Genomic DNA, 25111 nt, shown 5'->3' with positions numbered 1-25111 from the left:
GATTAGCAACCATTCATTTATCTTAAAATTTAGCGCAAAGCCTTTAAATATAAAGCTTACAAGACAAATTTACCTTGTGATTATCGTGCGCTACGTAAAATCTAGTGGGTAGTAAAGTCTAATTCTTTTTTATTTTTCACGTAGCGTCACCATATTTTAACTAAAATCATTAACTTACAAGTAAAATCAATAAAAGCAGTTAACACTTATAATTAATAAAACTGACGCTAAATATACGCACGGTATTTAAACGGCAGCCTAGGCTACATATAGCTTTAACTATACACACATTTATTACTTATTAAAATCACTATTTTAAAAGATTATGCGTAACTAAATGGTTAGTTTTTTGAATTATTGTTAAACGCAGTTATTTTTCGGAATTTCTCAACAATTTGGGCATCTGTTCTTCAGAACTTTTTGTTCACACCAATTCATTTAAAACAGAATAAACCAGACGAAAAGCGACTATTTATCAGTACTCTAGCGTTATTTTTCATTTTTTAACGTGACGCTACGTGAAAAATCTAAAGGTTTGCGGGTAAGATTACCTTATTTTGTACGCAGGAGCGCAATACTTAACCTTGTAACATGTATTAATTCGTAAACTCAATTTCATTGGCTATAGTTTATTTGTCTAACCCAAGTAATTAGCACTGATATGGAATTTTTAGATATGTTAGTAACATTTGTTTTTGAAGCTTGGAATACTCTGGCGTTCATTGCGTTATGTTGTATAGCGGTCAAACTTTGGACTGGCTTTTGGCACTGGTTGATTCCAAGCAAATAAAATTATACACCATATTAAATATCAAATGTTGAGCTCTATTAATCCCATTCATAACGATAATTTAGGCTGTAAGTAGAGTCGCTGCCGTAAATTGAACTATCTGACATCATAGTAAATGCATTAACTGAATGGTTTTTGGAAATACGGTAGCTAACGCCAATACCGCCAAAATATAATGAAAAATCAGATGAACCTTGTGTGGTGCCAGTGAACACCATTGTTGTCCACTGTTGAGTCCAAGGTTTCAAAGCAAATCCACCTACGTAAAATGCATGACTTGATATTGGGACTAGTGCCGTAAATTCTGGAAAAACAGGGGGTAATTGTATATCTACTACTTCGCCTTCGTTGTAACTATAGCCTGCAGTTACAAATGGTAACCAGCCACCAGGGGTAAAATCAAACACGCTTAACGGTACAAACGTGCCTAAATTGTAACTTGTGTTATGCGCCCCACCATCATAACTATTTTTATTGAAATTGAAGTTTAAAATACCAAAGTCAAAGAGCCAGCCGCCACCTAAGCTCCATTCAGAACCATCATCATTGATTCTTGCTGTCAGCATTCTAATTTCATCTAGACCAAAATTAAATGACATTGTTGCTTGGTTGTCTGAATAACCAATCCCTAATTTCGTTACTACTTTGGTTGGATCTTCGGGGTTCTTTTCGACTTGTTCTGAAAATGTAGGGAAACTCGCTATGGTTAGAAGTACTAAAGTGCTTAAACGGTGCATTGAATTTCCCCATTATTTTGAAATGTACTAACTCAACAGGCAAAACATCTGTGTACATAATACCTAAAGTGTAAATGAGTGGTAGTACATAAGGCCTTAACAAAGAGCGCTTTGCTAAACTTTAACGTTATAAAAGTATGTATATGTTGTAAACTATATGTTTAATATTGAGTTTTTGGAAGATAAATTTAATACCATAGTATTTATGCACGGGTAAATATTAAGCTATTCATGGAATTTGATATTTTGACTGCTAACATCAATCACAATTTTGTCGCCATAGTGAAGTTGCGCAATTTTAGGTGCTAATATTTCTATAACATTATTTGGTTGTAAGTGCCCTATTTTAGTTGATTTTTTAGGCTGATAGATCATGGATTTATACACCCGATCACCAAATAAAATTGAGCAATTTATGAATTGAAAACTTTCAGCTTGATGATGTTTACTCCATTTCACATCAATTAACTCTATATCCGCTTTTAAAATTTCAACCGCCGAGCAACGCTCCAGCATTGCATTGATTGTTCCATTATAGAAATGGTCAATATCTAGACCAAGCCCCTTGAAAAAAGGCTTTTGCATAGCAATTGTGCCAGTTTCAAATGGATTATCTGGTGATAGGCCAGATGCTATTTGATAGCCTGGTACAACTTTGGCTGTTAGTTGCCTTATACAATTCAAGGAGCAGCTCAAAGGACAATATGCTGTTGAAGTTGATGATTCACTCGAATATTACGGTCATCCGTAGTTAAATCAATTAATTTAGCTATAAATGCATAAACATACACATTTTCAAATTTAGCTATGCGCCCTGCTTTTATATTGGGCCCTGTTGCAATAAAGACTCCTTCCATATCGTTAGTATCTTTTGGATCATAGCCATGAGTGCCTAATGCTATGTAGTCTTTTTCAATGAAAATAACGCCAGCTTGGGCATTAACAATTAAATCAGGGATTACATCATTTGGCATCGCGTAGTTATTGTTAAATTGCCAGTGTTTAGGCCAATTTAATTTTGTATAAGCACAGTAGCTACCTTGGCTTTGTGAGTTTATAGTTTCAGCTTGTACCATTAATTGTTGATTTGATAGTTGCTGTTTTTGATATAGATACAACTGGGTTTGACCATTGACGACAGTAAAGTCTTTACTAATTTCTAGTGGCAACACATTTTTTAAATCTAACTTTTTACCTACATCTGCCATGCCGTGATCAGATACAATTATTAAGTTAATTTTTAGCTTTTTCTGCTCCAAGGTATGAATTAACTCTTCAAGTAAACTATCAATAGTATTAATTGCATTAATTACTTCAGGTGATTGCGTACCATATTTATGGTTGGCACTATCAACTAATGAAAAATAACTAGCAATAAACATGGGTCGCTTATCAGATGGCATACTTAGCCATTGAATCATTTGCTCAACACGTTCCTCGTTAGAAAAATTATCACTGTATGGAAAAAAGTGCTGAGGTCTTTTGCCAAAAAGCTCTGCATCGGATTGTGGCCAGAAATAGCTAGCCGTTGCTACTCCTTGCTGTTCTGCCGTTACCCAAATAGGTGGAAATTTTAGCCATGAAGGATCTTTCACCGTAATGCTCTTATGAAATAGTGCATTGCGAGATCGACTATAAAATGCATTATGGACTATGCCATGCTCTGCAGGGTATTTGCCGGTAATAATAGATACATGGTTAGGAAATGTTTTTGTAGGAAAAACTGGTACTAAGGCGTTTGCCGCTAAGCCATTGTTAGCTAATGATGTTAAAGTCTTTGGCTTAAATTGTATTAACTGGTGCTGGGCTAATCCGTCGATAGAAATTAATACTGTCGGATAGTTCGAGGCATTCGCCCACTGGCTAACCAATAAAATTAAAACGATAAAAACAAATCTCACTGCGATACCCTGCTAACGCTTCTTTTAGTCATTAAAAAAAGGAGCATTATGCTCCTTTTTTAAGTCAAATAAATTACATAAATAATGAATTTATATTCGCTAAATCAGTTTTACCTTTAGCTATTTCTTCATTTGTTAAACCTGAAAGCTCATGTGGAAATACCAACCATTCTTCCGACTCATGCACGAAGTAATCAGGTTTAATATCAACTTTTGAGTTTTTAGGCTTGTACCAAGGACAAGCAACGCGCACATCTTTTGGCATGTTATTACGCATCAGCACTTTAAGTTGTTTAATAAGTGCATCAATACTTCTACCTGAATCAAATACATCATCGACAATTAATAAGCCATCATCAGCGTTAGCATTTTCAATGATGTAATGCAGACCATGCACCTTAATTTCTTTGCTTTGCTGGTTGATGCCGTAATATGAAGATGTACGCACGGAAATATGATCTGTTTCTACTTTCTTGAAATCAAAATATTCTTGTACCGCAATACCAATTGGAGCTCCACCTCGCCAAATACCAACAATAAACTGTGGTCTAAAGCCATCTTCATAAACCTTGGCGGCTACTCTAAAAGAATCTTCTAATAATTCTTGTGCAGAGATAAATTTTTTATCCATTTGCGGAAGTACCTTTTGAATAAGTGATTAAATAGATCAGTCGGATCAAAGTGGTGGGATAATATCAAATTTTGACTATGCGGTTAAGATTTTGACGCATTATTTTGTAGATGTTTATCCAGAAAAAGTAACTGAGCGTAAATTAAATTACTGGCAAGCCATAAATTTTCAGTGTTAAGGTTTAGCAAATTATCTGTCGGTTGGTGATAGTTTGAATGCGTTCCAACGCCATAGTAAATAAACGGAATTTCGTGTCGGTAAAAGGCACCGTGATCACTGGCCATTATCCAATTAAATCGAGTTAATCGTGTTTTTTTGTCTCTTAAACTAAAGCCCTTTTTTAACTTTAACGGGCTTTTATTGTCCATAGTTCTAAAGGTGTCGTGCGCCATATCGGGCAAAATGCTATTCAGGTTTTCGTCAATATAATGCAATTTAATTGTTTTTTTATTACCTGCAATCATATCGAGATTAATATTGAGTAGCGTGTTATTAATTATATTAGGGTTGGCGTCAATAAACGCGAGAGCGCCATTTAAGTTAACTTCTTCTGCATCGGTAAATAATAAAATTACCGAATAATTTAATGGTAAGTTTTTAAGCTGTTCAGCAAAGGCTAATAACGCCGCCACGCCGGAAGCATTGTCGTCTGCACCGTAATAAATACTTCTGCCCTTTTTGCCTAAATGATCATAATGTGCCGTTAAAATAAGGTATTGTTCTGGATATTGAACCCCTACTCGCATTCCCGCGATATTGGTTCCATATTTACGGCTAAAGTTTTTATTATATTCAAAGTGTTGTTGAAGTTGATCAACGCCTAAAACTGGCGTGAAGCCATTCTTGTGTAACTCTTGCGATATAAAGTCAGCAACAGCAGCTGAATATTTTGTACCGGTTTTTCTTCCTAAAAATTCTTTGCTAGTTAGATATTCAACATAATTTACTAAGCGCTGTTTAGTAATTGGACCGATTGTATTTTGCCGGTTGGCATATGTACTCGAATTAATTGTTGAAGTAGGTTTAGCACAGCCTAATACTAATAGGCTACACAAGCAGATAATCGCAAACTTCACACAACTTACTCTTGATTTAATAAATTAAGCTTAGCTATATATGTACGTTCTATATCAGGCGTTTTATTGATATTAAGCGCTTTTTTCATCGCTAATTTTGCTGAGTCAGTGCGGCCCATCGTCGAGAATATTTTAGCCAAACCAAAATAGAACTCATGTATGTTGCTGTTTAACTCGATAGCTCTTTGATAGTGGCGTACAGCTCCTTGAAAATTACCCGCGTAAAATGCTTCATCAGCTAGTAATGCATGGTAATAAGGGTTTTTAATACGTTGTCTTAAAATAGCGGCATCAAGGTGGCGTGCTTCTTCATAGCGCCCTTGTTTACTCATTAAAATTGATAAGTTAGTCATTGTGTTTAAACTTTCAGGGTTCAAATACAATGAGTACTGATAACTTTTTTCAGCTAAGTTTAATTGATTAGTAAAGCGATAAAGTATGCCTAAATTTGCCCAACTAGCGGCATATTTAGGTGCAACGTCAATTGCGGCAGTAAAATAACGATAAGCAGCATCATAATCTTCATTGACTAACGCTTCTGCCCCTTTATTGTTGTAAAACATTGCAACAACCGTATTTTTATTTATTTTAGTTTTTGGAAAACTTTTTTTCTTAACAAAAGGGTCGAAATCAACTTCAATATTACTATTGGCACTCCAAACTATGCTAACCCCTGGCTGTTTAACGCCGGTGATTAATAAATTTACATGACCGGTTAACATATTATATTGACCATTTCTTACCCAATATTCAGGGACATCTACATCTTGAAATTCAACATTTAATCCAGCTTCTTTGGCTAACGCATACGCCATAATAGTGAGTGACATACAATTGGCGACTTTACTTTTATAAGCCTCACTTGCGGTTAGGTTTGCATTGCTTTGATATGCCAGCCCGACGTTACTGGCACTGAAAAGATGTTTAATCAGTTGTTTCGCTTTGTTTTGTGATGAGCGCTCTGGGATAAACACATCATTTACTACTTGTTTCATTTCATCACTTAACGCGAATATTTGCTGAGGCGTTGCTATTTTTATAGTTTGAGCATTCGGAAACTTTTGATCATTAAGTAAATTTGTAGGGTTTGTTACTTGGTTTGCATACTGCGATTGATTACTTGTTGCCATGCAGCCACTAAGTGAAATTATACAGCTAACAATAAGAACTGAGCGACATGTAAATTGACGTGTAAATTGATGTATTAACTGATGCATTGCTACCTCAATATTATCTGTCTATTTATTAAGCATAATGACATTTGACTGATATTTCACGTCTTCCTGTCAAATATTAATAAAGCGTTACATTTTACCTACTGCCTAGTGGCTTGTTAATTAACTGGATAAAGCAAAAATCAACAGCTATAACCTTAATTAACTTAAATGTAAATTGGCAGTGCATTAACTAATAATGAAGCTAATAATGAGTTTTATACAACGGATGATTAAACGTTTAATTAACTTAATATTTTTATCACCTATAATTCTGCGGACTATGTTTTTATGCATAGGCATTTGCCCTATTGCAATTGCAAACGCTCAAACAGACCCGCTAACAGCAATTAATATTAAAGTCGGCGCAGGTATACGCCCACCATTTTTGATTAGCACCGAGCAAGGTATGGGCCCAGAAATCTTAGACGCACTAAACATTGCCCAAGATAAGTTTAATTTTGAATTGGTACCAACCCCAATCTCTAGACGGGGTCAGTCAATTAAAGAAGGCTGGGTTGATATTGTTATGTGGGACAATATCAAATGGGGCTGGGATATAAGTGAGCTTGGAGTTTCTATTCCCTTGCTATATTCCAAAGATGTATTTATTTCGCATGTCTCGCCAGAGAAAAGCCAAGACTATTTTGAAAGTTTTAATAATAAACAATTATGTGGTGTAAATGGCTATCACTATAGATTTCTAAATTATCAAACGAATATTGAAGACTTGCTAAAGCAATTAGAAATAACCTTAGTTCGTACAGAAGAAGAATCGATTAAAATGGCGCTACATAAACGCTGTGATATAAGCATTGCTAGTGAATCGGCTATTGCTTGGTTTTTAACTCAATATGCAGACTACAAAAACCAGTTACTGGTGTCTGATAAGTTTGACACGGAATATACCCGAAACTTTTTAATTCCAAGCTATGCTGCTATTTCTGTAGAAGAACTTAATTCAATTATAAAAAAAGCGAACCAGCTAAATTTGTTAACACCAATTTATCAAAAGTATGGTCAAGTAAATCCAATAGAATAATTGCTATAACTCAAAGATATGAACATAAAACGAAAAAAGCCCTAACATTACTGCTAGGGCTTTCTTTTTGAATATGGCGGTGAGATAGGGATTTGAACCCTAGATGGGCTACAAACCCCTGATTGGCATTTTCTAACACTTCTAATAACTCCAAATACCTTTCAACTAAGTTATTGACTCTAATATATATATTAGCATTTTAGCGGTTATTTCGAGGTATTAGAAGTTTTGCCATTTGATCACCGTGATCACGAAAAATGATCACGGTGATCATTTTTTGAAAAAGAATCAATGATATTTTATTTAAAACTACCTGTTTTCGGTAATACTAATAACCTTACCTAGAGATACCGTTAATGAATATGTAGCACTGCTACCTGAACGTTTGGGTTGATAAAAATGTTCTTCTAACCTTGGCTGATTAGCACCACTTAACAAAGTTATCGATTCGGGCTTGCCACAACGTTGCTGTATTTCTCCAGATGACATACCTATCCTTACCCACCCTTTTTTACATTTAAAATTTTGTACGTCTCGGCTGCTCGCCAATGTAACTGTTGAGAACAACGTTAAAATCAATAACAAAAATTTCATGAATCACTCCCTTCGTATTATTTAAGCTTTAAAGCTAGCAAAGTTTTAATTAAAAACAATTGTTATGAAGAATAGAAAAATGATCACGAAATGATCACAGAAGAAAAATACATAGAAATTTTAAGTAAAAAAAAAGAGCTTAATATATATTAAGCTCTTTTTTTTTAGGTATTTACCTGAATATGGCGGTGAGATAGGGATTTGAACCCTAGATGGGCTACAAACCCATGCCGGTTTTCAAGACCGGTGCTTTCGACCACTCAGCCATCTCACCAATTGTGACCACATCTGTGGAAACGCTGCGAATATTAATGACTGAAACCGCACTTGTAAAGCCTTAATTCATAAAAATTTAAATTTTCAAATTAGTTGCCGTAAAAATGTACATTTAGCTGTTAATTTGTCGCCTGTAACAGGTTTTTTGCTTGTGTTGATAGTAAAAGGTTCATTACTCCTTCAATGTCATTTGTGTCACTAAGTGTTGGCGTAATCGCTAAACAAGTAGCGATACTTAATAAGTTAGCGTCATAAACGGCAGCTGAAACTTTGTTGATACCAATATTTTCAAATTTATGCTGACTGTTAACTTGCTGAGCAATGGCCGATACTATTTCATCTGGCAATTGCCAATACTGCACCATTCTTAATGTTAAGGTTAAGCCATGATCTAAAATTAGCTGCTTAAATGACTGGGAGCTTGGAGTGGCATTAGGATCAACAAAATAAAATGCTTCAACCATTAATTGATATATCACCATATGGCCAATATTTCGTAACAAGCCAACAAGGTAACCTACTCCAGTTAAATCAATGGTTTGCTTTGTTTTTAATAAGGTTTCAGCATAGGCTGCTGTTTGTTGATTATGCTGCCATATTTTTATGCCAAACTGTTGAAAATAAAGCTGAGTATCAGGTTTAAATGGGCGTATGTAGTTATAAATTACGCCTTTAAGCATACCTATGCTTCCCATTACCATAAACGCATCTTTTAAATTACTGATGGTTCTATTGTGATGATTATATTTTGCCGAGTTGGCTAATTTGATCACTTCCGCAGCTAAGCTAGGTTCTTGAGCTATAAGTTCAATTAACTCGTCGGCATGAAAATCATTGCTTTGTAATTTGTTTACTAAAATAGATACAGTTTTAGGCATCACTGGCAACATATCAATCAAAGGTTCTGGCGATGCTAATAATTGAACTAATTTTACATTAACATATTGAGTAAGCTCATTATTTTCAGTACCTACATATACATCTTTACCGAATAAATAGTCTAAAAACTCTTTATCTAGTCGTTGTGAAAAGCGCTCGCCTGCGTGGTTATGTTCTACAGATGTTTGGGCTTTTGAGCTTGTGATACCTTCAATTTGTTGTTGCTGATCTTGTTCGAAGAAGCCGTAATTCGGCTGTGCTTTTGCGCTAATAAATGAAGGAAACAATTGTAGTAATAACTTATCAAACAAAGTTAACTCTCAGAAATTTAAATAAAAATTAGGTCTACCTTTAACATAGATCAATATCCGAACATTTAACGTTAAATAATTGTAAATTTTTAACTATTAAAATGTAAAGATCGAAAATATCCTACTATATTGTATTTAGTAAAGTTTTAACCACTATAACAAAAACAGAAATACTGGGTAATTTAAGGAGAGCTCAATGTTTAAATTTGGTATATCGATATTGCTAGCATTAACGGTGACAGCATGCTCAGAGCAAAAAATAGCCGCACCTCAAGCTAGTATTCCTGAGGTTGGCGTCATTACTTTAGCCTATGATAATCTTAAACGTCAGGCGCGTTTTCCTGGGGTAGTCAACGCATTAAGTACCATTAACATTGTCTCTGAAGTCACCGGTATTATAAAAAGTATCAATTTTGAAGAGGGGCAAATGGTTGAAAAAGGCGATGTGTTATATGCCATTGATGATTCGACCTTAAAAGCAAATGTCATGCAAGCTCAAGGGTTACTAGAGCAAGCAAATGCTGCTTTAGATATCGCTGAAGTTAAACTAAAAATGGCCAACTCACTTGCTGGTAAAGAAGCGTTAAGTGTTATTGATGCCGAATCAATTAAAGCGGATCATGCTAAAGCCTTTGCTAATAAAGCAACGGCAGTTGCAGCATTAGAAGCAGCTAAAGTGCTATTGTCAAAGGCAACAATTAGAGCCCCTATTTCAGGTCAGGTTACCATCTCCAAGCCAGGCGTTGGCGAAACAGTTCACCCTGATTATGGCCCCCTAACCACTGTTGTTTCGAATGACAACGTCGAAGTATACGTTGAAGTGGATGCCAAAATTCATTTTGCCGTTAAAGAAAAAGAACTGGCAGGTGAACAAGCCCTTCCAGGGCTTATTAATGTTGAGCTAGCGGATGGCAGCTTATACGACCAGCCAGGTCGTATTAATTATATTGGTAATCAGGTATCCGCTTCTACTGGGACAATTACTTACCGTGTGCTATTTCCAAACCCAGATAAACGTCTGTTAACCGGTCAACGCGTCATTATCGTAACGACTGCGGCGAATGTTGAGCAAGTGTTAAGTGTGCCACAATCGGCAGTCCAAGAAGATCAGGTCGGTCGTTATTTACTAAAAGTGAATGATGAAAATATAGTGGAAAAAGCCTATGCGGAGTTTGAACAGCGCGTGGATGACAAATGGATTATCGCAGGTGGCGTAAATGAAGGCGATGTTATTGTCGTTGAAGGTATATTAAAAGCTCGTGTCGGCTCAGCTGTCCAACCTAAGGCAATTTAAGGGGATTTCAAATGATAGAGTTTTTTATCAATCGTCCTAAGTTTGCCATCGTCCTGTCTATTGTAATGACTTTGGCGGGTATACTGACATTTTTAAATATGCCGGTAGCGCTCTACCCTAATGTGGCTCCCCCTGCGGTACAAATTATCACCATTTATCCTGGTGCTGATCATAATACCATTCGAGATACTGTTGCTTCAGTATTAGAGCAGGAAATCAATGGCGTTGAAGGCATGTTATACATGGACTCAAAGTCGAGTAACGATAACATGTATATCGGTAAAGTAACGTTTGAAATCGGCTTTGATCCCGATGTCGCGCAAAATTTAGTGCAAAACCGCGTTAATAAAGCCATGGCAAAACTTCCTGCTACCGTTAAACAAATTGGTGTCACGGTACAAAAAAGCTCAACTAACCAAGTATTGGCGTTTAGTTTAGTTTCACCTAATGGCACCTACGATGATTTATTTTTATCGAACTACTTTAATATCAATATGCGTGATGCCTTACTGCGGGTTGATGGTATAGGAGAAATTAAAGTTGTAGGCGAGAAAAAATACTCAATGCGGGTTTGGCTGAATAATGAGCGCATGAAAACACTTAATATTGGGCCAGCTGAAGTTTCAGCAGCAATTGCCACGCAAAACACGACGCTTGCCGCAGGTAATTTAGGCGAAGCTCCTCATCCTAAAGGCCAAGTGTTTCAATATTCAATAAAAACGCGTGGTCGATTACAAGAAGTTGAAGATTTTGAAAATATCATTGTTCGGGCGCAACCTGATGGCAGCTTTGTTTACTTAAAAGATATTGCTCAAATTGAACTGGGGGCACATAACTACAGTGCTATCGCTAAAATTGGTTTAGCTGATGCCCCTCTTACCTTAGTTTACTTGGCACCCGGCGCTAATACTGTGACAGTGGCTGAAGAAACTAAAGCCGTGTTAGAGCAATTGAAGCAAAATTTTCCAGATGATATTGACTATATTCTTGCTTCAGACTCGTCTGACTTTATTTTGGCATCGATGGATGAAGTCTATCAAACCTTTATCGAAGCCATTATTCTAGTATCGCTTGTTACCTACTTATTTTTGCAAAACTGGCGTGCAACCGTTATACCGCTAGTAGCAATACCGGTTTCATTAATCGCTACCTTTGTTGTAATGCAAGCGTTCGGTATGGATATTAATACCATTTCAATGTTTGGTTTAATTTTAGCAATTGGGATTGTGGTTGATGCCGCAATTGTTGTTATTGAGAACGTTGAGCGCATCATGACTGAGCAGCAACTTCCACCAGCTGAGGCGACGCAAAAAGCGATGAAAGAAGTTACTGCACCACTGATAGCTTCAGCATTAGTATTAATGGCGGTGTTCGTCCCGGTCTCAATGGCACCAGGTATGGTCGGCATTTTATATCAACAATTTGGTATAGCCATAGTTGCATCAACCTTTATTTCTACCATAGTCGCACTCACGTTAACTCCTGCGTTATGTGCGCTATTAATGCGCGTTACTCCTTTGAAAAAAACAGGCATTTTAGGCGCATTTAACCGCTTTATCGAAAAAATGACGATAGGTTATGGCGGTACGGTTATTTATCTTGGTCGTCGATTAATTTTATCGACGTTGATTTTTATCGGGCTAATTGGCTGTATTGTTTATTTTGCTATGAACACCCCATCTGGCTTTTTACCACAAGAAGACCGTGGTGGCTTGGTTATCGATATCGCCTTACCTGAGGCTTCTACTTTAGAGCGAACTAATAAAGAAGTAGACATTATTACCAAAGAAATTCAGGCAATACCGGGTGTAGAAGAAGTGGCTTCAGCTCGTGGTTTCAGTTTGCTTAAAGGTGCTTTGGCAACTAACACAGCAATGATGCTAGTTAAACTTGATCATTGGGACAAACGAAAAACCCCAGATTTGGAAGAGCAGGTTATCTTGAAAAAGGTTGAGGCGGTGCTTGCCAAACGTAAAAATATTAATGCCATGGCGTTCGCCCTGCCAGCTATTCCTGGCCTTGGTAGTGTCAGTGGCTTAACTCTGCAACTAGAAGATACTTTAGGACGAACAACTGAATCACTAGGTCCTGTGCTGCAACAATTTATTGGAGATTTGATGGCAGATCCTCGCATTATGTTTGGTATCTCAACATTTACTACCAATGTACCGCAGCAGTATTTAGACATAGATTATGCTAAAGCCATGAGCATGGGAGTATCTGCCAATGAAATTAATACGACATTGCAAATTATGTTCGGTAAGCAATACGTTAATGATTACACTAAATTTGGTAAAAACTATGAAGTAAACATTATGGCTGCGCCGGAGTTTCGTAATGACGAGGAGTCACTAGAAACTTTATACGCGCGGGCAAATAATGGCGAAATGGTCGCTTTTTCGACTTTTGCTAAGTTTAATCCAATTGTAGGTGCTGATTCATCACCACGTTATAACCTTTATGGTACCGCTCAAATTATTGCCATTCCTACGCCTGGGGTTTCGACTGGCGAAGCGATAGAAGCTGTTACCCAAGTTGCTTCAGCGAAGCTGCCAGATGGCTACCAATTTGAATGGACCGCGCAAACTTATCAAGAGGTTAAAACCGCTGGCGGCGCTGCAGCGTTATTTGGCTTAGCCCTGCTCTTTACCTACTTGTTTTTAGTTGCTCAATATGAAAGTTGGTTAACTCCTTTTGCCATCATTTTGTGTGTTCCTACGGCACTACTTGGTTCATTTATGACCTCGTACTTTTTTGGCGGCACGCTTAATTTATACATGCAAATAGGCTTGGTATTAATGATAGCGATGGCATGCCGTAATGCGATTTTAATTATTGAGTTTGCCAAAGTACTGCGTGAAGACGAAGGCTTATCTATTTTAGAGTCAGCCAAAAAAGCGGCTCAGTTACGTATGCGCCCAGTACTAATGACGGCATTTTCGTTTATTCTAGGTGTATTACCATTAGTTTTAGCGACTGGTGCCGGGGCGGCAGCTCGTAATTCAATGGGGCAAACGGTATTTAGTGGTATGTTTTCGGCGACAATAATTGGTTGTATTTTAGTACCGATATTTTTCATTATGTTCCAAAAACTTAGAGAGCAAATGAAAGGTAAACCTGAAGCATCGCCTGCAGATTCAACTAGCTAAACGGCTAGGGAATTGTTAAAAAGGTGGGAAACAAAAAGGTCTGCAAATGCAGACCTTTTTACTTGTTAACGCTAGAATAAATTACTTATAAAAGCGTTTTCAAAATCGTATTAAAGGTTTCACTTGGGCGCATCGCTTTAGACGCTAAGTCTTGATCTGGGAAGTAATAGCCACCAATATTCATTGCTACACCTTGCGCACCATTTAATTCTTCAACAATTTGCTGCTCTTTCTTAGCTAGCGCTTGTGCTACCGGGCCAAAAGTTAATGACAATTCATTATCTTTACCTTGCTCTGTTAATGCTTGCGCCCAGTACATGGCTAAATAGAAGTGTGAACCACGGTTATCAATTTCATTCACTTTACGTGAAGGAGATTTATTTTCTTCTAGGAATTTTGCCGTTGCTTTATCTAACGTATCAGCAAGTACTTGTGCTTTTTCATTGTTCGCAAAGTTTGCTAAATGTTCTAACGATGCTGCTAATGCTAAAAATTCACCTAACGAGTCCCAACGTAAATGGTTTTCTTTTTCAAACTGTTGAACATGCTTCGGCGCTGAGCCACCCGCACCAGTTTCAAATAAACCACCGCCATTCATTAATGGTACAATTGATAGCATTTTAGCTGACGTACCTAATTCTAAAATTGGGAATAAGTCAGTTAAATAGTCGCGTAAAACGTTACCTGTTACTGAAATGGTATCTTCACCGTTCTTCATACGAGTTAAGGTAAAGTTACAGGCATCAATTGGCGCTAAAATACGAATATCTAAACCGTCAGTATCGTGATCGGCTAAGTAGGTATTTACCTTTTTAATAAGCTCAGCATCGTGACCACGATTTTCATCTAACCAAAATACCGCAGGCATGCCAGATAAACGAGAACGGTTTACTGCTAATTTAACCCAGTCTTGAATTGGTGCATCTTTAGCCTGACACATACGGAAGATATCACCTTGCTCAACATTTTGCTCAATCAAGGTATTGCCATTTGCATCAACAACGCGAATTACGCCATTACCAGCAGCGGTAAAGGTTTTATCATGCGAGCCATATTCTTCAGCTTTCTTCGCCATTAAACCAACGTTAGGTACCGTCCCCATTGTGGTTGGATCAAAAGCACCATTCTCACGACAGAAGTTTACTACTGCATCGTAAACACCTGCATAGTTGCGATCTGGAATGGTAAATTTAGTGTCTTTTTGCTTACCGTCTGGTCCCCACATTTGACCTGATGCACGAAGAGCAGCTGGCATAGAGGCGTCGATAATCACATCACTTGGTACATGTAAGTTGGTAATGCCGCGATCTGAATCAACCATCGCCATTGCCGGACGAGTTGCATAAACTGCTTGAATATCCGCTTCAATTTCGGCTTTTTTCTCAGCTGGTAAACGACCAATTTTGGCGTAAACATCGCCAATACCATTGTTCGCATCAACACCTAATTGTTCAAATACTGCCGCGTGCTTAGCAAATACATCTTTGTAGTATACCTTTACACAGTGACCAAAGATAACTGGATCAGATACCTTCATCATGGTTGCTTTCATGTGCAAAGAGAATAAAACATCTTGCTCTTTGGCATCGTTAATTTCTTGCTCAAAGAATTTAACTAAGGCATTTTTGTTCATTACCGAGCTATCGATAACTTCTTTATCTTCTAATGCAATATGCTCTTTTAATAACGATACATCGCCATTATCACCAACAAATTCAATTTTAACGCTGGTTGCGCCATTAATAGTGACTGACTTTTCGCTGCCATAAAAATCGCCATCGGTCATATTCGCTACATGAGACTTTGAATCTTTTGACCAAGCGCCCATTGAATGCGGGTTGTTTTTGGCATATTGCTTAACTGAACTAGGAGCACGGCGATCTGAATTACCTTCACGTAATACTGGGTTTACTGCTGAGCCTAATACTTTGGCATAGGTCATTTTAATCGACTGTTCAGCTTCGTTTTGCGGCTCTTCTGGGTAATCTGGTAAGTTATAGCCTTTCGCTTGTAACTCTTTAATCGTTGCTTGTAATTGCGGAATTGACGCACTGATATTAGGTAGTTTGATAATATTAGCTTCTGGTGTTGTTGCTAATTCACCTAATTCAGCCAACGCATCACTCATGCGTTGTTCTTCTGTTAAATATTTAGGGAAGTTGGCAATAACACGGCCAGCTAAAGAAATGTCACGAGTTTCGACATCAATACCAGACGATGCTGTATAGGCTTTGATAATAGGTAATAGTGACTGAGTCGCTAACGCAGGCGCCTCGTCGGTAATCGTATAAATGATTTTTGATGTATCTTTACTCATTGAATATCCTAATTTCATTTTAAGAAAAATTGCCACTAGCCAGCGAAATACTAAAGGCAAAAAAATTCGACAGCGCATATTACTGAAAAACAAAGTACATTAAAATAGCTAGGCACCACCCAAGTAATAAAATACACAGGCATCAAACATTGAAATCTAAAAGAAATAACGTTAAGACAAGGGATAACGCGCCATTCCACCGTAAGGTACGACCAGCGAATAAAAAACCGCCAGTTACGCCAGAAAACAGAAAAATTGTGTTATTCAATAAACCGTTTGATGTATTAAGCCAGTTTACTGATGATCAAAAACGCCAAACGCTGAAAGATTTTATTCCAATTAAAGACGTTTATGCAGCTGGCCGGCTCGATCGCGACAGTGAGGGCTTATTGTTATTAACTAATGATGGCAAGTTGCAGCATAAAATTGCCAGCCCTAAATTTAAAGCGCCTAAAACCTATTGGGTTCAAGTGGAAGGTGAGCCATCAGAACAAGCTTTATCTGAACTTAGAAAAGGTGTCGTATTAAAAGATGGCTTAACACTGCCAGCCAAAGTCAATGTCATGCCCTCTCCTGATATTTGGCCACGTGTGCCACCGATTCGCGAACGTAAAAATATCCCTACCACTTGGCTTGAAATTATCATTACCGAAGGTCGCAATCGACAAGTCAGAAGAATGACAGCCCATATTGGCTTTCCAACCTTGCGCCTTATTCGTTACGCTATTGGACAGTGGACCATTGATAATATTAACAATGGCGAATTTCAATTGTTAAAGGAAAAGTAACAGCATGACTGCAACTACAAAAAATAATTCAAATCTCAGTTATGATCATGGTGATGAACAGTTTAAACCTAATACAACCGTTGCTGCAGTAGTTCATTGTCAGGGTAAATTTTTACTTGTCGAAGAAATCGAGAATGGTCAACCAGTGTTTAACCAACCTGCGGGTCATTTGGAAGCTAATGAAAGTTTGATAGCTGCTATTATTCGAGAGCTTGAAGAAGAAACCGGATTAATTCAGTCTCCAGAGTATTTAAGTGGTATTTATTATTTCCACCGCCCAGAGCTTAACTTATATTTCCTACGCTTTTGTTTTGTCATTGAACTTGAACAATTTTTAGACACTCAGCCACAAGATGATGAAATTATTGCTTGTCATTGGCTAACACTTGAACAAATTGAAGCCCGCCAAGCGCAATTACGCTCACCTATGGTGCTTCAATGCATAACTGATTATTTATCAGGGGAAAAAATCCCGTTATCGGCAATAAAAAGTAACCTCTAAAGGGTACTCGCCAAGGTTTCACTGTGCTATAATTTCGCGCCTTTTTTCATTATGGTTAATTTAATTGAATGTCATCTAGCGAAAATTCATCTTTAGCAACTGCGCCAAACACTAAAGCGCCACAAGATACACGTGTGATTGTTGGTATGTCTGGTGGTGTTGACTCTTCTGTTTCTGCTTACCTGTTACAAGAACAAGGCTATCAAGTTGAAGGCTTGTTTATGAAAAACTGGGAAGAAGACGATACTGATGAATACTGTGCTGCTGCCGAAGACTTAAAAGACGCACAAGCAGTATGTGAAAAACTTGGCATTAAATTACATACCATCAACTTTGCTACTGAATACTGGGATAATGTTTTTGAATACTTCCTTGCTGAATATAAAGCCGGACGTACGCCAAACCCAGATATTATGTGTAACAAAGAAATCAAATTTAAAGCTTTTCTTGAATTTGCCTGTGAAGACTTAGGCGCCGATTACATTGCAACTGGCCATTATGTTAGACGCGAATATAGAACTGACGAAAATGGAAATGGCAAATGGCATATGATCCGAGGCCTAGATAGCAATAAAGACCAAAGTTACTTTTTATACACCTTAAGCCATAAGCAAGTAGGCCAAACCCTGTTTCCTGTTGGTGATATTGAAAAGCCTGAAGTTCGTGCGATTGCTGAAAAAGCCGATTTAATCACCCATAACAAAAAAGACAGCACTGGCATTTGTTTTATTGGTGAACGTAAATTTAAAGACTTCTTACAGCAATATTTGCCAGCGCAGCCCGGTAAAATAGAATCAGCGGAAGGTGAAGTTGTTGGCGAACATGATGGCTTAATGTATCACACCCTTGGTCAGCGCAAAGGCCTACGTATTGGTGGCTTAGCTAATGCCGGAGACGAACCTTGGTATGTGGTAGATAAAGACCTAGAGCGCAATGTGCTTATTGTTGGTCAAGGGCATAACCACCCTCGCCTATTTTCTAAAGGTCTTATCGCTAACCAGTTACACTGGGTTGCCCGCGAAGAAATTACGGCACCGTTTACCTGTACGGTTAAAACACGCTATCGCCAAAATGATGTCGCCTGTACCGTAACGCCATTAGCTAATGGTGATTATGAAATCATATTTGACCAAGCACAAAGCTCAGTAACACCAGGCCAGTCAGTGGTATTTTACCAAGATGAAGTTTGTCTTGGTGGTGGCATTATAAACACCTTAATTCGCTAGTTTTATTATGAAAGATCAAACCCTTACTTTTGCCGCTATTTGTCAAATTGCCAGTATGGTGCAAATGTTGGCCCGTACAGGCGAAGTTGATGAGCAACAGTTAGCGCTGATGTTAAAAAGCTTAGTGATTACTTCGCCAGAAAATACTTTGGCGGTGTATGGCGGCAACCTCAGCAATTTAAAGCCTGGCTTACAGGTGCTCGTCAGTCACCTTGGCGATAACACCAAACAAAAAGATCCTGAATTAACTCGCTATATTGTTAGTTTACTGAATTTAGAACGACGCCTAAGCAAGAATAAAAAGCAACTTGCCGCACTTGGCCAACGTATCGATCAAACTCAGCGTCAAAATGATCATTATGATATCGACAGCCCGCAATTACTTAACAGTTTTGCTAGCATCTATAGTGATATCATCAGCCCTTTAGGGGCACGCATTCAAGTGGCTGGCGATCCAGCGATTTTAAAAGTTGAAAGTAATCAGCACAAAGTCCGTGCATTGTTACTTGCTGGTATTCGCAGCGCCGTACTTTGGCGTCAAGTTGGCGGAAAACGTAGAAATATTTTATTTGCACGTTCAAAAATTTTGAAATGTGCACAGCAGTTATTGAACGAAATTTATTAATTTTTTATTTATTAGTTTGTAGGAAAATACTATGGAACTTTCAGCATTAAGTGCAATTTCACCAGTAGATGGTCGTTATGGCAGCAAAACAAAAGCCTTACGCCCTATCTTCAGTGAATTTGGTTTAATTAAATACCGCGTTACCGTTGAAGTACGTTGGTTACAAAAGCTTGCAGCAACGGCGGAAATTGCTGAAGTTCCAGCATTTTCTGATGAAGCAAATGCAATATTAGATGGCATTGTTGCTAACTTTTCTGAACAAGATGCGTTAAGCATTAAAAACATTGAAGCAACAACTAACCACGATGTAAAAGCAGTAGAATATTTCTTAAAAGATAAAATTGCTGATAATGCAGAATTAAATGCGGTCACCGAATTTATTCACTTTGCTTGTACATCAGAAGACATTAATAACCTTTCACATGCGTTAATGTTAAAAGAATGTCGTGAACAAGTATTATTACCAGTACTTGATGAAATTTTAACTGCAATTAAAGCGTTAGCGGTTGAATATAAAACTATTCCTATGATGGCGCGCACTCATGGTCAGCCAGCTTCACCTACCACTATGGGTAAAGAAATGGCGAATGTTTACGTTCGCCTTAAGCGTCAACGCGACCAAATTGCAGCCGTTGAATTGCTAGGTAAAATTAATGGCGCTGTTGGTAACTACAACGCGCACTTAAGTGCTTACCCTAACGTTGACTGGCACACCTTCTCAAATGAGTTTGTTACCTCATTAGGTGTTACTTGGAATGCTTTTACTACCCAAATTGAACCGCACGATTACATTGCTGAACTTTACGATGCAGTAGCACGTTTCAACACTATCTTAATAGACTTTGATCGTGATGTTTGGGGTTATATTGCCCTTGGTCACTTTAAACAAAAAACAATTGCGGGTGAAATTGGTTCATCAACGATGCCACACAAAGTTAACCCAATTGATTTTGAAAACTCAGAAGGTAACTTAGGCATTGCTAATGCCATTTTAGCGCACTTAGCACAAAAACTACCGGTATCTCGCTGGCAGCGTGACTTAACTGACTCTACTGTACTTCGTAACTTAGGTGTTGGTTTTGGTCATTCTTTAATTGCTTATGCAGCAACACTTAAAGGTATTAGCAAACTTCAAGTTAATGTTGACTCTTTAGCAGAAGAGCTTGACCAAAACTGGGAACTATTAGCTGAGCCAATTCAAACGGTAATGCGTCGTTATGGTATTGAAAAGCCATATGAAAAACTAAAAGAGTTAACGCGTGGCAAGCGAGTTAATGCGGAAGTTATGCGCGAATTTGTTGCTAAATTAGATATGCCAGAATCTGCAAAACAAGAATTAGCGGCATTAACGCCAGAAACCTATATTGGCCGTGCGGTTGCCTTTATTGATGAGCTATAATTAGTCGAAACTTTAAGAAAAAGAAGGCTTAGGTCTTCTTTTTTTTCGTCACCATAAAAGAATAAACATTATGTATACCTTAGATTGGCAACAATTAACCCCAGAAAAATTTTTAACTGAATACTGGCAAAAAAAACCATTGTTAATTAAAAATGGCTTTAAAGCATTTGAAGACCCGATTAGTGCAGATGAACTCGCGGGTCTTGCTATGGAACAAGAAATAGAGTCACGTATAATTGCTCAGCCAACGCCTGACAACTGGCAAGTTAATCATGGGCCGTTTGAAGACTTTAGTGAGTTTGGCGAGCAAAACTGGACATTATTAGTGCAGGCAGTAAATAACTGGTCTGAAGATACCGCTAAGTTAATTTACCCATTTAAATTTTTACCAAGCTGGCGCATTGATGATGTCATGGTGAGTTTTTCTACCCCTGGCGGTGGTGTTGGCCCACATTTAGATCAATACGATGTATTTATTATTCAGGGTGAAGGTAAGCGCCATTGGAAAGTGGGATTACCTGACGACTCACTTGAACAATTGTTACCCCATGAAGATTTAAAACAAGTTTCACCATTTACGCCATTAATTGATAGTGTTACCGAGCCAGGTGATATCCTCTATATTCCACCGAATCATCCGCATGATGGCGTAGCTATTGATAACTCATTGAACTATTCAGTTGGCTTTCAAGCACCTAACGGCCAAGATATGATCTCAGCCTTAGCAGATAGCATTATTGATAAAAACCTTGCTTGCCATCGCTTTGGTGATGCCGATCGAAAAGTCACTGCAACGCCTGAAACGCTGCACAATGCCGATATCGAAAAGCTACAACAATTTATGCTTGAGCAAACTGGTGATTTTGAACTATTTAGCGATACCATAGCGTCATTTCTTACCCGAAGTCATCATACGCTAGAGATTTTAATTCCAGTAGAGCCTTTTACTGAGGATACTGTTATTGAATATTTAAGCGATCCCGAAATAGTTGTCAGACCCGTGCTTGGTATCAAGGCAATTATTAATCAGCAAAATGGTGATTTGTATATTAATGGTGATCGAGTTTCAATATCGGAAAAAACTAAAGATTTAGCACACTTATTGGCAAAAAATGAGCCTTTGACCACAGAGGCTTTAAAAAGTTTCAAAGATTGTTTGATAAATGTACAAATGTTAACTAGTGTTTTAAATATGGGGTACTGGTATATAGATTAAGTTTTTATGCATTACAGTGTAAGCCGAGTGTCATGGGAGCATGCTGCTCCCCTACTTAAGACAGTTCGAGAACGTGTGTTTATTTGTGAGCACCGCATACCTAAGCGTATCGAATTTGATCGTAAAGACAACCAAGCCATTCATATGCTAGTTTGTGATGACAATAGCCAAGAGCCAGTAGCAACTGGCCGAATTCTCCCTAGCGGTGAAATTGGCCGCATCGCGGTCATTCAAGAGCACCGAAAACAGCAACTCGATAAACTTGTACTCAAAGGCCTACTACGAATTGCCAAAGACTTAGAACTAAATGAAGTTTTTATTTACAGCCCACTTGAAGCAGTAGACTACTTTGCTAACAATCAATTTCATCCTGTAGGCTCAGTATTTATGGAGGCTGGTTTGCCGAAACAACAAATGGCTTGCTCTATTGAATGTATTACTACCAAAAAATGCTACTTAAGCCACTAGCTAACATTAATTCATAATAAAAAAGTCCTACCAATTTTAATCCTCTATCTTCAATTCATTTTTTAATAAGCTAAGCGTATTAGTGCTTTAGCACTAAAAATGTTTTAGCTTTAGAAAGTTTTCAACTTGTATTTAAATTTGAACAGTTTGAAAAAAAATATCTTTATATAGGCTATAGATTGACGTTTACGTAAATGATACTGTGCTGCCGATTTTAATACAGCAACGCATAAAGACGGTTTTGCCGCGAAAAAAGACGATAAATGCAGCATAATTGGTCTAATGTCTAGCCTTCCACGGAGATAAATTGTGGCTTTTTTTGATTTAGTTGATTTCGATGATCATGAACAAGTGGTATTTTGCAGTGACAAAGAAACGGGTTTAAAAGCAATTATTGCTGTGCACAGCACAAAGCTTGGTGCTGCTGTTGGTGGATGTCGCATGTGGGATTACGCAAGTGACGAAGAAGCTTTAGTTGATGCATTACGCTTATCAAAAGGCATGACCTACAAAAATGCAATGGCTGGCTTAACTATGGGTGGTGGTAAGTCGGTAATTATTGGTGATGCTAAAACGATTAAATCTGAAGCCTTGTTTAAAGCGTTTGGTCGTGCACTAAATGGTTTAGGTGGTCGTTATATTAGTGCCGAAGACGTTAATATCACCACTGCAGATATTGCCATTGCTAATACTGAAACCCCTTATGTAACAGGCACAGAAGGTAAAAGTGGCAACCCTGCACCATTTACCGCATTAGGTACGTTTTTAGGCATAAAAGCCGCAGTTAAACACCAATTTGAACGCGATGATTTAACAGATCTTACCGTTGCAGTTCAAGGGCTAGGTAGCGTTGGTTTTTACCTATGTGAACACTTGCATAAAGCTGGCGCTAAATTAATCGTCACAGACATCAATGAAGAAGCGTTAGCCAAAGCACAGGCACAGTTTAATGCTGAAGTTGTCGGTTTAAATGAAATTTATGACGTAGATTGTGACATTTATGCGCCATGTGCATTAGGTGCCACTATTAATGACGCAACCATTGATCGCATTAAAGCCAAAATCGTTGCCGGTTGTGCTAATAACCAGTTAGCAGAGCCAAAACATGACTTAGCTTTAGTTGAACGCGGCATTTTATATGCACCAGATTATGTCATTAACGCTGGTGGCATTATCAATGTCTCTTTCGAAGATAATTATGATAAAGATGCATCAACGAAAAAAGTAGAAGAAATTTACGACACGCTATTAGATGTTTTCGCTAAAGCTAAAGCTGAAAACCAACCAACAGGTAAAGTTGCTGATGAAATGGCGCGAGCAATTATTGCACGCGGCGGTAAATAACAGCAAATAGTGAAAAACAAATAAAGCACTTAATAAACTAAGTGCTTTAAAGAAATGAAAGCCACCTAACTAGCTAAGCTAACAGGTGGCTTTTTAATTAGCTAATTAAACCTTAGCCTTTAAGCCTAGCAAAGCCTTGTGCTAAGTCCTCAATTAAATCATCAACATCTTCTAATCCAATATGAAGTCGGATCAACGGTCCTTGGTACGGCCATGTTGTTGCACTGCGCAGTTTACCAATATGCTCATTTGCTAGAATTAAACTTTCAAAACCGCCCCATGAGTAGCCCATTTTAAAATGCTCCATACCATCAAGGTAAGCCGTTAAGTCTTTGACATATTCTGGTTTTAGCACAAATGAAAATAAACCATTACTACCGGTAAAATCGCGTTTGAAAATTTCGTGGCCAGGACAAGTTGGTAACGCCGGATGTAATACCGTTTCCACTTCTTCGCGCGCCCCTAACCAGTTAGCAATGGTTAAGGCATTCGTTTCATGTTGCTTCATGCGAACGCCTAAGGTACGAATACCGCGCATTGCCAAATATAAATCGTCAGGTGATGTGCATTGGCCCATGGTGTAACTACTTTCACGTAACTGTGGCCAGTGTTTTTCATTGGCAGTTGCCGTACCTAGCATGACATCAGAATGACCAACAATATACTTTGTAGCCGCTTGTACCGAAACATCAACCCCCAATTCAAATGGCTGTAAATTAATGGGTGATGCCCAAGTGTTATCTAGAATCACCACACAACCATGCTGATGCGCAACCGTGGCTATAGCCGGAATATCTTGCACTTCCATAGTTAATGAACCAGGGGATTCTAAAAACACGACGCTAGTATTGTCTTGAATAAGTTCACTAATACCTTCGCCAATTAACGGATCATAATAAGTTGTTGTAATATCAAGTTTTGCTAAAATTTTATCGCAAAAATCACGCGTTGGCTCATAGGCGGTATCTACCATTAAAATATTATCGCCAGTTTTTACAAAGGCCAAAATCGCGTTGGTAATAGCAGCAGTGCCCGAAGGATAAAGTGCGCAGCCAACACCGCCTTCTAATTCAGTCATGGCATCACTAAAAGCAAAAGATGTCGAGGTACCTCGGCGACCATAAAACAGCACTTGATTGGTTTTATTGGCAGTGGCGTGTTTCATCTCTTTAACCGAGTTAAATACCACAGTAGAAGCGCGTTGCACGCTAGGGTTTACAACGCCATTGGTCCATTTATCGCTGCGACCTGCGTTGACAATCTGTGTTTGTTTTTTCATAAGGCACTAGTATCTGTTTGGGTTATATTTATAGCTAAAATATTTAGCTATCT

21 protein-coding genes and 1 tRNA gene are annotated in these 25111 nt (G+C 38.1%); 11 read left to right on the top strand and 11 right to left on the bottom strand.

Annotated elements, in window-relative coordinates:
• Positions 1-828 precede the first annotated feature (828 nt).
• The 6 genes from ACOB82_RS03550 to ACOB82_RS03525 form a co-directional block, all read right to left on the bottom strand.
• The gene (locus tag ACOB82_RS03550) at positions 829-1527 is read right to left on the bottom strand and encodes a hypothetical protein (protein ID WP_448211567.1); all 699 of its coding nucleotides are present in this window, start codon (positions 1525-1527) and stop codon (positions 829-831) included.
• Between the two features lie 225 nt (positions 1528-1752).
• Complete coding sequence (locus ACOB82_RS03545; RefSeq protein WP_448211566.1) at positions 1753-2112, bottom strand: hypothetical protein; 360 nt, start codon at positions 2110-2112, stop codon at positions 1753-1755.
• Between the two features lie 107 nt (positions 2113-2219).
• On the bottom strand, positions 2220-3428 hold the full coding sequence (locus ACOB82_RS03540; protein WP_448211565.1) for an alkaline phosphatase family protein: 1209 nt from the start codon (positions 3426-3428) through the stop codon (positions 2220-2222).
• A gap of 73 nt (positions 3429-3501) precedes the next feature.
• Positions 3502-4059 carry a phosphoribosyltransferase gene (locus ACOB82_RS03535; protein ID WP_448211564.1) on the bottom strand — a complete coding sequence of 186 codons (558 nt, stop codon included), beginning with the start codon at positions 4057-4059 and terminating at the stop codon, positions 3502-3504.
• Between the two features lie 83 nt (positions 4060-4142).
• Entirely contained in the window at positions 4143-5135 is a 993-nt protein-coding gene (locus ACOB82_RS03530) for a M20/M25/M40 family metallo-hydrolase (RefSeq protein WP_448211563.1), read from the bottom strand.
• A 5-nt stretch (positions 5136-5140) separates the two neighbouring features.
• Positions 5141-6265 carry a tetratricopeptide repeat protein gene (locus ACOB82_RS03525; protein ID WP_448211562.1) on the bottom strand — a complete coding sequence of 375 codons (1125 nt, stop codon included), beginning with the start codon at positions 6263-6265 and terminating at the stop codon, positions 5141-5143.
• A 295-nt stretch (positions 6266-6560) separates the two neighbouring features.
• On the opposite strand from ACOB82_RS03525, the gene ACOB82_RS03520 reads away from it, so the two are divergent.
• Positions 6561-7391, top strand: coding sequence for a substrate-binding periplasmic protein (locus tag ACOB82_RS03520; RefSeq protein WP_448211561.1), 831 nt, complete (start codon positions 6561-6563; stop codon positions 7389-7391).
• Positions 7392-7700: 309 nt separating this feature from the next.
• Here ACOB82_RS03520 and ACOB82_RS03515 read toward each other — a convergent pair whose 3' ends face one another.
• The 3 genes from ACOB82_RS03515 to ACOB82_RS03505 form a co-directional block, all read right to left on the bottom strand.
• Positions 7701-7985 (bottom strand): DUF2845 domain-containing protein, encoded by a 285-nt coding sequence (locus tag ACOB82_RS03515; RefSeq protein ID WP_448211560.1) that lies wholly within the window; start codon positions 7983-7985, stop codon positions 7701-7703.
• Between the two features lie 183 nt (positions 7986-8168).
• A tRNA-Ser gene (locus ACOB82_RS03510) sits at positions 8169-8259 on the bottom strand.
• A gap of 121 nt (positions 8260-8380) precedes the next feature.
• Positions 8381-9451, bottom strand: coding sequence for an HDOD domain-containing protein (locus tag ACOB82_RS03505; protein WP_448211559.1), 1071 nt, complete (start codon positions 9449-9451; stop codon positions 8381-8383).
• A gap of 196 nt (positions 9452-9647) precedes the next feature.
• On the opposite strand from ACOB82_RS03505, the gene ACOB82_RS03500 reads away from it, so the two are divergent.
• A complete protein-coding gene (locus tag ACOB82_RS03500) occupies positions 9648-10745 on the top strand; it encodes an efflux RND transporter periplasmic adaptor subunit (protein ID WP_448211558.1) in 1098 nt (365 codons plus the stop codon).
• An 11-nt stretch (positions 10746-10756) separates the two neighbouring features.
• Positions 10757-13894 (top strand): efflux RND transporter permease subunit, encoded by a 3138-nt coding sequence (locus ACOB82_RS03495; protein ID WP_448211557.1) that lies wholly within the window; start codon positions 10757-10759, stop codon positions 13892-13894.
• A gap of 85 nt (positions 13895-13979) precedes the next feature.
• Here the strand turns inward: ACOB82_RS03495 and ACOB82_RS03490 are convergent, their stop codons facing one another.
• Positions 13980-16211 carry an NADP-dependent isocitrate dehydrogenase gene (locus ACOB82_RS03490; RefSeq protein ID WP_448211556.1) on the bottom strand — a complete coding sequence of 744 codons (2232 nt, stop codon included), beginning with the start codon at positions 16209-16211 and terminating at the stop codon, positions 13980-13982.
• 149 nt (positions 16212-16360) lie between these two features.
• Here ACOB82_RS03490 and ACOB82_RS03485 point away from each other — a divergent pair, with 149 nt between their 5' ends.
• The 8 genes from ACOB82_RS03485 to ACOB82_RS03450 all read left to right on the top strand — a co-directional run bounded on the left by ACOB82_RS03485 (position 16361) and on the right by ACOB82_RS03450 (position 23779).
• Positions 16361-16999: an rRNA large subunit pseudouridine synthase E gene (locus tag ACOB82_RS03485; protein WP_448211555.1), complete on the top strand. Its 639-nt coding sequence runs from the start codon at positions 16361-16363 to the stop codon at positions 16997-16999.
• Positions 17000-17003: 4 nt separating this feature from the next.
• Positions 17004-17501, top strand: coding sequence for an NUDIX hydrolase (locus ACOB82_RS03480; protein WP_448211554.1), 498 nt, complete (start codon positions 17004-17006; stop codon positions 17499-17501).
• Positions 17502-17569: 68 nt separating this feature from the next.
• A complete protein-coding gene (gene mnmA / locus ACOB82_RS03475; protein WP_448211553.1) occupies positions 17570-18727 on the top strand; it encodes a tRNA 2-thiouridine(34) synthase MnmA in 1158 nt (385 codons plus the stop codon).
• 7 nt (positions 18728-18734) lie between these two features.
• The gene (gene hflD / locus ACOB82_RS03470; protein WP_448211552.1) at positions 18735-19352 is read left to right on the top strand and encodes a high frequency lysogenization protein HflD; all 618 of its coding nucleotides are present in this window, start codon (positions 18735-18737) and stop codon (positions 19350-19352) included.
• Positions 19353-19383: 31 nt separating this feature from the next.
• On the top strand, positions 19384-20751 hold the full coding sequence (gene purB / locus ACOB82_RS03465) for an adenylosuccinate lyase (RefSeq protein WP_448211551.1): 1368 nt from the start codon (positions 19384-19386) through the stop codon (positions 20749-20751).
• 70 nt (positions 20752-20821) lie between these two features.
• A complete protein-coding gene (locus ACOB82_RS03460) occupies positions 20822-21967 on the top strand; it encodes a JmjC domain-containing protein (protein WP_448211550.1) in 1146 nt (381 codons plus the stop codon).
• Between the two features lie 6 nt (positions 21968-21973).
• Positions 21974-22435 (top strand): GNAT family N-acetyltransferase, encoded by a 462-nt coding sequence (locus ACOB82_RS03455; protein ID WP_448211549.1) that lies wholly within the window; start codon positions 21974-21976, stop codon positions 22433-22435.
• A 309-nt stretch (positions 22436-22744) separates the two neighbouring features.
• A complete protein-coding gene (locus tag ACOB82_RS03450; protein ID WP_448211548.1) occupies positions 22745-23779 on the top strand; it encodes a Leu/Phe/Val dehydrogenase in 1035 nt (344 codons plus the stop codon).
• A 112-nt stretch (positions 23780-23891) separates the two neighbouring features.
• Here the strand turns inward: ACOB82_RS03450 and ACOB82_RS03445 are convergent, their stop codons facing one another.
• On the bottom strand, positions 23892-25058 hold the full coding sequence (locus ACOB82_RS03445; protein ID WP_448211547.1) for a cystathionine beta-lyase: 1167 nt from the start codon (positions 25056-25058) through the stop codon (positions 23892-23894).
• Between the last annotated feature and the right edge of the window lie 53 nt (positions 25059-25111).

The organism is Colwellia sp. MEBiC06753 (assembly GCF_053470325.1).
This window is presented reverse-complemented; position numbering and strand designations above follow the sequence as displayed.

Excerpts from the sequence above, each read along its gene's own strand:
- ACOB82_RS03550 (WP_448211567.1), bottom strand. The coding sequence starts at position 1,527 with ATGCACCGTTTAAGCACTTTAGTACTTCTAACCATAGCGAGTTTCCCT.
- ACOB82_RS03545 (WP_448211566.1), bottom strand. The coding sequence starts at position 2,112 with ATGCAAAAGCCTTTTTTCAAGGGGCTTGGTCTAGATATTGACCATTTC.
- ACOB82_RS03535 (WP_448211564.1), bottom strand. The coding sequence starts at position 4,059 with ATGGATAAAAAATTTATCTCTGCACAAGAATTATTAGAAGATTCTTTT.
- ACOB82_RS03525 (WP_448211562.1), bottom strand. The coding sequence starts at position 6,265 with ATGGCAACAAGTAATCAATCGCAGTATGCAAACCAAGTAACAAACCCT.
- ACOB82_RS03520 (WP_448211561.1), top strand. The coding sequence starts at position 6,561 with ATGAGTTTTATACAACGGATGATTAAACGTTTAATTAACTTAATATTT.
- ACOB82_RS03515 (WP_448211560.1), bottom strand. The coding sequence starts at position 7,985 with ATGAAATTTTTGTTATTGATTTTAACGTTGTTCTCAACAGTTACATTG.
- ACOB82_RS03500 (WP_448211558.1), top strand. The coding sequence starts at position 9,648 with ATGTTTAAATTTGGTATATCGATATTGCTAGCATTAACGGTGACAGCA.
- ACOB82_RS03495 (WP_448211557.1), top strand. The coding sequence starts at position 10,757 with ATGATAGAGTTTTTTATCAATCGTCCTAAGTTTGCCATCGTCCTGTCT.
- ACOB82_RS03490 (WP_448211556.1), bottom strand. The coding sequence starts at position 16,211 with ATGAGTAAAGATACATCAAAAATCATTTATACGATTACCGACGAGGCG.
- ACOB82_RS03480 (WP_448211554.1), top strand. The coding sequence starts at position 17,004 with ATGACTGCAACTACAAAAAATAATTCAAATCTCAGTTATGATCATGGT.
- mnmA (WP_448211553.1), top strand. The coding sequence starts at position 17,570 with ATGTCATCTAGCGAAAATTCATCTTTAGCAACTGCGCCAAACACTAAA.
- hflD (WP_448211552.1), top strand. The coding sequence starts at position 18,735 with ATGAAAGATCAAACCCTTACTTTTGCCGCTATTTGTCAAATTGCCAGT.
- purB (WP_448211551.1), top strand. The coding sequence starts at position 19,384 with ATGGAACTTTCAGCATTAAGTGCAATTTCACCAGTAGATGGTCGTTAT.
- ACOB82_RS03460 (WP_448211550.1), top strand. The coding sequence starts at position 20,822 with ATGTATACCTTAGATTGGCAACAATTAACCCCAGAAAAATTTTTAACT.
- ACOB82_RS03455 (WP_448211549.1), top strand. The coding sequence starts at position 21,974 with ATGCATTACAGTGTAAGCCGAGTGTCATGGGAGCATGCTGCTCCCCTA.
- ACOB82_RS03445 (WP_448211547.1), bottom strand. The coding sequence starts at position 25,058 with ATGAAAAAACAAACACAGATTGTCAACGCAGGTCGCAGCGATAAATGG.